The organism is Streptomyces sp. NPDC031554, from assembly GCF_055580685.1.
This window is the reverse complement of sequence record NZ_JBVIKX010000019.1, coordinates 103,694-112,535: the sequence shown is the minus strand read 5'-3', so window position 1 is coordinate 112,535 and position 8,842 is coordinate 103,694. Positions and strand designations below refer to the sequence as shown.

Annotated in this window: 8 protein-coding genes; 3 read left to right on the top strand and 5 right to left on the bottom strand. The window is 74.4% G+C overall.

The window, feature by feature from the left end:
* Positions 1 to 194: 194 nt before the first annotated feature.
* From ACZ5FU_RS33450 to ACZ5FU_RS33440, 3 genes are all read left to right on the top strand, one after another.
* Positions 195 to 563: a hypothetical protein gene (locus ACZ5FU_RS33450; RefSeq protein ID WP_451530842.1), complete on the top strand. Its 369-nt coding sequence runs from the start codon at positions 195 to 197 to the stop codon at positions 561 to 563.
* A gap of 146 nt (positions 564 to 709) precedes the next feature.
* Positions 710 to 2,725: an NADPH-dependent 2,4-dienoyl-CoA reductase gene (locus ACZ5FU_RS33445; RefSeq protein ID WP_468645399.1), complete on the top strand. Its 2,016-nt coding sequence runs from the start codon at positions 710 to 712 to the stop codon at positions 2,723 to 2,725.
* A gap of 40 nt (positions 2,726 to 2,765) precedes the next feature.
* A complete protein-coding gene (locus ACZ5FU_RS33440) occupies positions 2,766 to 3,314 on the top strand; it encodes a PadR family transcriptional regulator (protein ID WP_451530840.1) in 549 nt (182 codons plus the stop codon).
* A 321-nt stretch (positions 3,315 to 3,635) separates the two neighbouring features.
* Here ACZ5FU_RS33440 and ACZ5FU_RS33435 read toward each other — a convergent pair whose 3' ends face one another.
* From ACZ5FU_RS33435 to dhaK, 5 genes are all read right to left on the bottom strand, one after another.
* Complete coding sequence (locus tag ACZ5FU_RS33435) at positions 3,636 to 4,175, bottom strand: hypothetical protein (protein ID WP_451781020.1); 540 nt, start codon at positions 4,173 to 4,175, stop codon at positions 3,636 to 3,638.
* Positions 4,176 to 4,370: 195 nt separating this feature from the next.
* Positions 4,371 to 5,342: a fibronectin type III domain-containing protein gene (locus ACZ5FU_RS33430; RefSeq protein ID WP_469047714.1), complete on the bottom strand. Its 972-nt coding sequence runs from the start codon at positions 5,340 to 5,342 to the stop codon at positions 4,371 to 4,373.
* 596 nt (positions 5,343 to 5,938) lie between these two features.
* Positions 5,939 to 6,349: a PTS-dependent dihydroxyacetone kinase phosphotransferase subunit DhaM gene (locus ACZ5FU_RS33425; protein ID WP_469047712.1), complete on the bottom strand. Its 411-nt coding sequence runs from the start codon at positions 6,347 to 6,349 to the stop codon at positions 5,939 to 5,941.
* A gap of 8 nt (positions 6,350 to 6,357) precedes the next feature.
* The gene (gene dhaL / locus ACZ5FU_RS33420) at positions 6,358 to 6,957 is read right to left on the bottom strand and encodes a dihydroxyacetone kinase subunit DhaL (RefSeq protein ID WP_451530837.1); all 600 of its coding nucleotides are present in this window, start codon (positions 6,955 to 6,957) and stop codon (positions 6,358 to 6,360) included.
* Positions 6,958 to 7,004: 47 nt separating this feature from the next.
* Complete coding sequence (gene dhaK / locus ACZ5FU_RS33415) at positions 7,005 to 7,997, bottom strand: dihydroxyacetone kinase subunit DhaK (protein WP_451530836.1); 993 nt, start codon at positions 7,995 to 7,997, stop codon at positions 7,005 to 7,007.
* Between the last annotated feature and the right edge of the window lie 845 nt (positions 7,998 to 8,842).

Sequence of the window (8,842 nt, the reverse complement as noted above, 5' to 3'; positions counted from 1 at the left end):
CAGCGCCCGAGACCACCCTCCTGAACCCGGCGCCGTCCGGGACCCGGGTGTCGCCCCGCACCGCCGGGGGGGGGCGGGGGGGCCGCGGGGGGGGGGGGGGCGGCCGGGGCGGGCGGGGGGGGGCGGGGGGGGGGGGGGGCGGGGGGGGCGCCCCCCCCCCCCCCCCCGCCACCGCCACGAGAGGAGCCATCACGATGGACCGCGAGCGATCCCATCCGGAGTCCGTCACCCTCGAGATCAGCGACTGCAGCAAGGAGGACGCCCGGATCGTCTTCGACACGCTGTGCGCCTGCTTCGCGTCCGACCGCTGCGCCGAGGACGTGCCCGAACAGCTCCACGAGAGTCGTCCGATGGTGTGGCTCGGCACCTTCGAGGTCGGCGACGCGAAGGACTGCGCCCGTCCGGCCCGCCTGTCGTCGCCGGTCACGGCCGACGTCCAGGGCGGCTACTGGGCGATCGACCGGTTCCGCGCGACGCTGGACTCCATGTTCCGGGTCAAGGACCTGTCCTCCGCCTCCGGCGACCAGGAGACGGAGCTGCACCTGCTGCTCGAGAGCCGGTGACGCGTCCGGGGGCGACGCCGGAAGCCGGTGACATGAGAGGGGCGACGTGAGAAAGGCGACTCCCGGGCCATTGTGCAACTAGTTGCACAACCCGTGCGCGGTCCTCTACAACTACAGGGGCACGACACCGCGCACGGAGGGCCCCGATGAGCCGATACCCGCACCTGCTGAGCCCGCTCGACCTGGGCTTCACCACCTTGCCCAACCGCGTCCTCATGGGCTCGATGCACGTGGGCCTGGAAGAGGCCGAGAACGGCTTCGCGCGCATGGCGGAGTTCTACGCCGCCCGCGCGCGCGGCGGCGTGGGCCTGATCGTCACCGGCGGCATCGCCCCCAACGACGAGGGGCGCCCCTACGAGGGCGGCGCCAAACTCACCACCGACGCGGAGGCCGAGCAGCACCGCACGATCACCGGGGCCGTGCACCGCGAGGGCGGCCGCATCGCCCTGCAGATCCTGCACTTCGGCCGCTACGCCTACCACGAGGACCTGGTCGCGCCGAGCGCGCTGCAGGCGCCGATCAGCCCGCACGTCCCCCGCGAGATGACGGACGCCGAGGTCGAGCGGACCGTCGACGACTACGCCCGCACCGCCCGCCTCGCCCGGCAGGCCGGCTACGACGGCGTCGAGATCATGGGCTCCGAGGGCTACCTCGTCAACGAGTTCATCGCCCTGCAGACCAACCGGCGCACCGACCGCTGGGGCGGCTCCTACGAGAACCGCACGCGCTTCCCCCTCGAGATCGTGCGGCGCGTGCGCGAGGCGGTCGGCGAGGACTTCATCGTCATCTACCGGCTCTCGATGCTCGACCTGGTCCCCGGCGGCTCCACGCTCGACGAGGTCGTCGCCCTCGCCAAGGCCGTCGAGGAGGCCGGCGCCACCCTCATCAACACCGGCATCGGCTGGCACGAGGCCCGCATCCCCACCATCGCCACCTCCGTGCCCCGCGGCGCCTACACCTGGGTGACCAAGCGGCTCATGGGCGAGGTGTCGATCCCGCTCGTCACCACCAACCGCATCAACACCCCCGAACTCGCCGAGCAGTTGCTCGCCGACGGCTGCGCGGACATGGTGTCGATGGCCCGCCCGATGCTCGCCGACCCCGACTTCGTCGGCAAGGCCGCGGCGGGCACGCCGGAGGCCATCAACACCTGCATCGGCTGCAACCAGGCCTGCCTCGACCACACCTTCAGCGGCCGGATCACCTCCTGCCTGGTCAACCCGCGCGCCTGCCACGAGACCGAGCTGGTGCTCGGCCCCGTCCGGCGCCGCAAGAGCGTGGCGGTCGTCGGCGCCGGACCCGCCGGCCTCGCCTGCGCGGTCTCGGCGGCCGAACGCGGCCACGCCGTCACGTTGTTCGAGGCCGCGTCCGAGATCGGCGGCCAGCTCAACGTGGCCCGCAAGGTCCCCGGCAAGCAGGAGTTCGACGAGACGCTGCGCTACTTCCGCCACCAGCTCGACGCCCACGGCGTCGACGTACGCCTCGGCACCTTCGTGAACGCCGGCGACCTGGGGGGCTACGACGAGGTCGTGGTCGCCACCGGCGTCAGCCCGCGCACCCCCGACATCCCCGGCGTCGACCACCCGAGCGTGGTCGGCTACCTCGACGTCCTGCGCGACAAAGCCCCCGTCGGCGACCGCGTCGCGATCCTCGGCGCGGGCGGCATCGGCTTCGACGTCGCCGAGTTCCTCACCGACGGCGGCGACAAGGCGAGCGAGGACCCGGCGACGTACTTCCGCCAGTGGGGCGTCGACATGGACTACCGGGCCCCCGGCGGCCTCGCCGCCCCCGAGCGGAGCGCCCCGCCGCGCACCGTCCACCTGCTGCAGCGCAAGACCGGCAAGGTCGGCGCGGGCCTGGGCAAGACCACCGGCTGGATCCACCGCACCGAACTCAAGCACCGCGGCGTGCGCATGGTCCCCGGCGTGCGCTACGACCGCATCGACGACGCCGGCCTGCACATCACGGTCGGCGACCGGAGCACCGTCCTGGAGGTCGACACCATCGTGCTGTGCACGGGCCAGGACCCGCGCCGCGACCTGTACGAGGAGCTGGTCGCCGCCGGGGTGAGCGCGCACCTCATCGGCGGTGCCGACGTGGCCGCCGAGCTGGACGCCAAGCGTGCCGTCAAGCAGGGCACGGAGCTGGCGGCGGCCCTGTAGGGGCGGACCCGCAGGCCCCGCCCGTCCCTAGGATGAGCCCATGTCACTCCCGCACGCGATCCTCACCGCTCTGCTCGAGAAGCCGTCGTCGGGGCTGGACCTGACCCGCCGGTTCGACAAGTCGATCGGCTACTTCTGGTCGGCGACGCACCAGCAGATCTATCGCGAGCTGGGACGGCTGGAGGCCGAGGGCCTCATCCGCGCGCTGCCCGCCGAGCAGCCGGCCCGCGGGCAGCGCAAGAACTACGAGGTCCTGCCCGCGGGCCGCGCCGAACTCCGGCGGTGGACGGCCGCGGCGCAGGACCCCAAGCCGCACCGCGACCCGCTGCTGCTGCGGCTGCGCGCCGCCGCCGTCGTCGGCACGGCGGGCCTCCAGGACGACCTGCGCCGCCATCTCGACCTGCACCGGAGGCAGTTGGCCGAGTACGAGGAGATCGAGAAGCGGGACTTCCCGCCCGGCGACGACAGCGCCCAGAGCAGGATCCAGCACCTGGTGCTGCGCGCCGGCATCGAGCTGGAGACCTTCTGGACCCAGTGGCTGACCGAGGCACTGGAAGGCCTGCCCGACCCCGCCGAGCAGACACCGTAGGCCGGGTGCCGGGTGCCGGGTGCCGGGTGCCGGGTGCCGGGTGCCGAGGGCGACGGGCCGGGGGTGGTTCCGTGGTGCCGTGTCCGGCACGCCGACCGCGGCCACCGGCGGCGCGCGGCGGGTGGTGTCTGTTCGGCGGGGCCGGGCTTTCGCGCTGTGCGCGGACGGGGCGAGGGTGCGACGACGCGAGGGCGCGACGACGCGGGGACACGAGGACGCGGGCGGGCGGTGGCGACGGAGATCCGCCGCCCGCCCGACCCGCGCCGGCCGTGGCGACGGGCCGGCCGTGGTGATGCGCCGGCCGTGGCGACGGGCCGGCGTTCAGAACCGGTGCGGCTTCGTGCGACGGCGCAGGAACCACACCGTCGCGGCGACCCCCGTGCCGACCAGGGCGCCGCCCGCCGCGAGCGTGACGGTGCCGTAGTCACGGGTGGCGCCGCCCATGCCGCCCAGCACGCCGCGGGTCGGCGAGGCCGTCGCGGAGATCGTCGGCGTGGTGACGGGGGACACGATCACGGACTGGGTGCCGGCGGTGCTGCCGCTGGAGCACATCACGACGACCGTGTGGGTGCCCTGGGCGACGTTGGACCAGGCCGCGGACTGGCTGACGCTGGTGCCCGACAGGGCCACCTGGCGGCCCTGGGCGAAGTTCGCCTGGTTGCTGTCGAGCAGCGCCGCCGTGCCCCAGCTGCCGTTGATCTGTGCGCACGCGCTGGTCACCACGGACACCGTGGAGCCGGACGTGCTCACGGAGATGCCCGAGACCCGTGCGGCGGCGGGCTGGGCGGTCACGGCCAGGGGCAGCGCGGCGGCGGCCGCCATGGTCAGCCCGCAGCGGGCGAGGAAAGGGCAAGTACGCATCGGATGTCCTCCGGCGGCACGGTCGGCGACCTTGCGCCGCCGGAGGGTCGGGTACGCCCGTGCTGCCATCAGGGGCAGCCAACGTCCGTCCGGCCCGGCCCGCACCCCGGCCGCCGCCGGGCAGGTGACGGATTCCGCCGGACGGCGCAGAACGGCACCCCGCCCGCTGGTGCTCCCGCGGTCGGCCCCCTCCGGTCAGGGTGCGTCCGTGCTCCCCGTGGTCACCGCCCGCTCCGCGGAGAAGGCTCCCCACGTGCCGTCCGGCAGCCGTGCCCGCAGCCGCATCCGGTGCCCGGCGCCGGCCTCGTGCCCCGCGTAGAAGCTGTGGGCGGCCCTGTCCCGCGGCGCGGTCCCGCCCCAGACCAGCGAGGTGGCCAGCTGCCCGTCGAGCTGGATCTGGTACTCCGTGACCGCCCCGTCGACCCGCGGCGGCACCCAGGACAGGTCGATGTAGTACGCCCCGTCGGCCCGGCGGGTCGTCGCCCGGAAGTCCGCCGGCGCGGTGTCCTCCCCCTCGTCGCCGTCGCCGCCCGGCGCGGTGCTCAGGCGCACGGCCGCGCCGGCGGGGGAGAGGTTGCCGGCCGCGTCGCGCGCCCGGACGGTGAAGGAGTACCGGGTGCCCGGCCGGAGGCCCGTCACCAGGGTCGCCGTCTGGTTCCCGCCGACACTGTGGATCTTCGTCCCGCCCTGGAAGACGTCGTACGACACCACCCCGTGGTCGTCCGTGGCCGCCCTCCAGGACAGCTGGACGGCCCGGCCGCCCGCCGCCCGGCCCGTGGCGCCGCCCGGCCGGGTCGGTGCCGAACGGTCCGCCGCGACCGAGGCCGGAGTCGTCGCCCGCACCGGCCGGCTGCGCGGCCCGAGCCGGCCCTCGGCGTCGCGGGCCTGGACGCTGAAGACGTAGGCGGTGGACGGCGTGAGACGGGTGACGTCGAGCATGTGCTGCGAACCGGGCACGTCCGCGACCTTCGAGGCGCCCCGGTACACCTCGTAGCCGCTCACCGCCGGGAGCGCGTTCCACATCACGTGCACGCTGGTCGCGCTGCCCGCCTCGGCGATGACCCCCGTCGGCGCCCCCGGCGCCCGTCCCTCGCCGCCGTCGTCGTCCGGCGCGGCACAGCCGCAGCACAGGGCGAGGATCCCTCCGCACAGCACGATGCGTCGCACGGCTTCGCCTCCCGGCCCGGCACGGCGGCAATGGTCCGGACCAATATGGCGTGCCGATGTGGACACATCAAGAGGGGGTGCGGTGCGGGGTTGGCGGGCGATTCGGGGAGTTACGTATGCTGATCCTCCTCGCGGCTGAACCCTGCCTCTGCGTACGGCAGTTCACGCCGGTGGCGCGGGCCGCTGTCGTCGCTGATCCCGCGCCGACGAGGCTGCCGGGCGGCCGGCGCCGGGAAGGCGCCGGCCCCCGTTCCCGGTCCGCCCGCCCCGTCCCCGGGCGTGGTTGATCCCGCGCGGTCGTGTCGCCGGTACGGGACCGCCCGCGCGGGCCGGCACCGGGGACTCGGACCGCCGACCGGCCGTCGTGGAGCCCCCGCGCGGCCGTCGAGCAGTCCGCCCGGCACGGCGCCGCCCCGCGCGCGGACACGATGGCGTGAGAGGGAGGGAACGAACCTGTGGCCGTCCGTCCGGCCGTCGCCGTCACCGTCGCCGAGGAGGGACCGGGCCGAGGCGACGGCGGGGCAGGCGCGGGTCGCCGGGGCGGCGCGCCCCCCCGTGCGGACGTGCGCCGCGCCGCGCCGCCCCGCGCCCGTCCGTCAGACCTTGCGGTAGGCGTACGCCTCCGAGGCGGCCGCCTCGACCGCGTCCAGGCCGGCCCCCGTGGAGGCCGTGACGACGGCGGCCACCGCGCCCTCCACGAACGGCGCGTCCACCAGACGCGTGCTGTCGGGCAGTTCGTCGCCCTCTGCGAGCAGCGTCTTCACGGTCAGCACGGCGCTCCCGAGGTCGGTCAGGACGGCGACCCCGGCACCGCGGTCGACCGAGGCGGCAGCGGCGGCGATCAGGTCCGCGCTCGTCCCCAGCCCACCCGCCTCCGTGCCGCCCGCCGGCGCGACGGGCACGGCGGTGCCGCCGCCCGCCAGCCCCCGGGCCAGCTCGGCGACCGAGGCCGCCACCTGCGCGCTGTGCGACACGAGCACGATCCCCACCAGCTTGTCGTCGGTCATGACCGCCCTCACTCCCCGTTCGTTTCCGCGAGCCCCGCGACCAGCAGCGCCGACGAGGTGGCGCCCGGGTCCTGGTGCCCGATGCTGCGCTCGCCCAGGTAACTCGCCCGGCCCTTGCGGGCCTGGAGCGGAACGGTGGCGAGCGCGCCCTGCTCGGCCGCGGTCCGCGCCGCCCCGAAGCCGTCGGCCAGGGCGTCCGCGGCGGGCACCAGCGCGTCGATCATCGTCTTGTCGCCCGGCGCCGCCCCGCCCAGCTGCATCACCGCGTCGACCCCGGCGCGGAACGCCTGCGCGAACTCCTCCTCGCTGACCTCGGCCGCGTCCCCGAGCGCCTTGCCGGTGCCACGCAGCAGCGTGCCGTACAGGGGGCCGGACGCCCCGCCGACGGTCGAGATGAGCCGGCGCCCGGCGAGGACGAGGACGGCCCCGGGAGTCGCGGGGGGCTCCTTCTCCAGGGCGGCGACGACGGCGGTGAACCCCCGCTGGAGGTTGCTGCCGTGGTCGGCGTCGCCGATCGGCGAGTCGAGGGCGGTGAGCCGTTCCGCCTCACGGTCGACGGACACGGCGGTCGCCGTCATCCAGCGGCGGAAGAAGTCGACGTCGAGCACGGGATCTCCTTGCGTGGTCGGTACGTTGGTCGCTCGCGTCCGCCCGGTCACATGCCCCAGCGCAGCCCCGGCGTCCGTACGGGCGCGTCCCACAGCCGCAGCGTCTCCTCGTCGACCTGGCACAGGGTCACCGAGGCACCGGCCATGTCGAGCGACGTCACGTAATTGCCGACGAGCGTACGGGCGACGGCGACCCCGCGCTCGCCGAGCACCCGCTGGACCTCGGCGTTGAAGCCGTACAGCTCCAGCAGGGGCGTCGCCCCCATGCCGTTGACCAGGACCAGGACCGGGTTGTGCGGCGGCATGTCCTCCAGCAGCGCGTGCACCGCGACGTCGGCGATCTCGCCGGACGTCATCATGGCCCGCCGCTCCCGTCCCGGTTCGCCGTGGATGCCGATGCCCAGTTCCAGCTCGCCGGCGGGCAGGTCGAAGGTCGGGCTGCCCTTGGCCGGGGTCGTGCAGGCGCTGAGCGCGACGCCGAAGCTGCGGGAGTTCTCGTTGACCTGCCGGGCGATCGCCTCGACCCGCTCCAGGGGCCGGCCCTCGTCGGCGGCCGCGCCCGCGATCTTCTCCACGAACAGCGTCGCGCCCGTGCCGCGCCGCCCCGCCGTGTAGAGGCTGTCGGTCACCGCGACGTCGTCGTCGACCAGCACCTTCGCGACCTGGATGCCCTCGTCCTCGGCGAGTTCCGCGGCCATGTCGAAGTTCAGCACGTCACCCGTGTAGTTCTTCACGATGAACAGCACGCCCGCCCCGCTGTCCACGGCCGCGGCGGCGCGCACCATCTGGTCGGGCACGGGCGAGGTGAACACCTCACCGGGACAGGCCGCCGACAGCATCCCCGGCCCCACGAACCCCCCGTGCAACGGCTCGTGCCCGGACCCGCCCCCGGACACCAGCCCCACCTTCCCCGCCACCGGCGCGTCCCGCCGCACGATCACCCGGTTCTCCACGTCCACGGTCAGTTCGGGATGCGCGGCGGCCATCCCCCGCAGCGCGTCGGACACCACGGTCTCCGGGACGTTGATCAGCATCTTCATGGGATCTCCCAATGAGCTCAGCAGATGGCCTTCGGCCTGTGTCTTCGCTGGTCAGAGTGGTTCGGTTACTGCTCGATCTCGGCGGTCCGTAGCGGTCGGGAACGGGTGGTGACGGTACTGATGCCGGCTCGACGCCGGCCCTGATGGCGCTGCGTCAGATTCTGCGACGGACCGACGGCATGCGGACCGGGGCCCTACAGAGGCAGTATCGACCTTGCGGCAGCGAAGGTCACGTGGGCGGCATCCCGGGCAGGCCGGACCCTCCGTCAGCCTTCTGCGGGAGGGGTCTGCTCGGTCGGTCCGCGGCGGGCACGGTGAGTTACTACCGACGGCGACTGATGGCGCCCTGTCGATGTTGCTGAACTGGTCCCGACGTCCCCTCCCAAGAGGGGACTGAAGGAAAACAGCTAACCTGCTTGGTAACGTCCCTGCTCAGCAAGTGTCGACCCCGCGCCCGCAGGGATGCTCCGCGCCGATGGGTGAGGGCAAGACGGAAGCCGCTGTCGACCCCGCGCCCGCGGGGATGCTCCGATCTGCGAGTGCACGCCGGCGCCGGCCGATGTTCCGGTCACCGGCGCACCGGCATCCCCGTCGACGCCCGTGGTGACACCGTCAGTGCGATCGGCTCGCCGAGCCCGGCCTTCAGCAACACCGGTGTCGGCACCGGCCGGCACGTCGGCAGGGAGGAAGCAGGGCCGCCGCGAGGTGAGCGCCGGAGGTCCGGGCCCCGCACGGCCCCCCGGGGCAGCACATCGTCCGTACTCCGGGGGCAGCGGTACCGGCGACGTCCGCCGACCGGCAACCAGGTGATCCGTTGCGGAACGCGGGGCGGACGGGTGCGAGAT

Coding starts and splice junctions, on each gene's coding strand:
- ACZ5FU_RS33450 (WP_451530842.1), top strand. CDS start 195: ATGGACCGCGAGCGATCCCATCCGGAGTCCGTCACCCTCGAGATCAGC.
- ACZ5FU_RS33445 (WP_468645399.1), top strand. CDS start 710: ATGAGCCGATACCCGCACCTGCTGAGCCCGCTCGACCTGGGCTTCACC.
- ACZ5FU_RS33440 (WP_451530840.1), top strand. CDS start 2,766: ATGTCACTCCCGCACGCGATCCTCACCGCTCTGCTCGAGAAGCCGTCG.
- ACZ5FU_RS33435 (WP_451781020.1), bottom strand. CDS start 4,175: ATGCGTACTTGCCCTTTCCTCGCCCGCTGCGGGCTGACCATGGCGGCC.
- ACZ5FU_RS33425 (WP_469047712.1), bottom strand. CDS start 6,349: ATGACCGACGACAAGCTGGTGGGGATCGTGCTCGTGTCGCACAGCGCG.
- dhaK (WP_451530836.1), bottom strand. CDS start 7,997: ATGAAGATGCTGATCAACGTCCCGGAGACCGTGGTGTCCGACGCGCTG.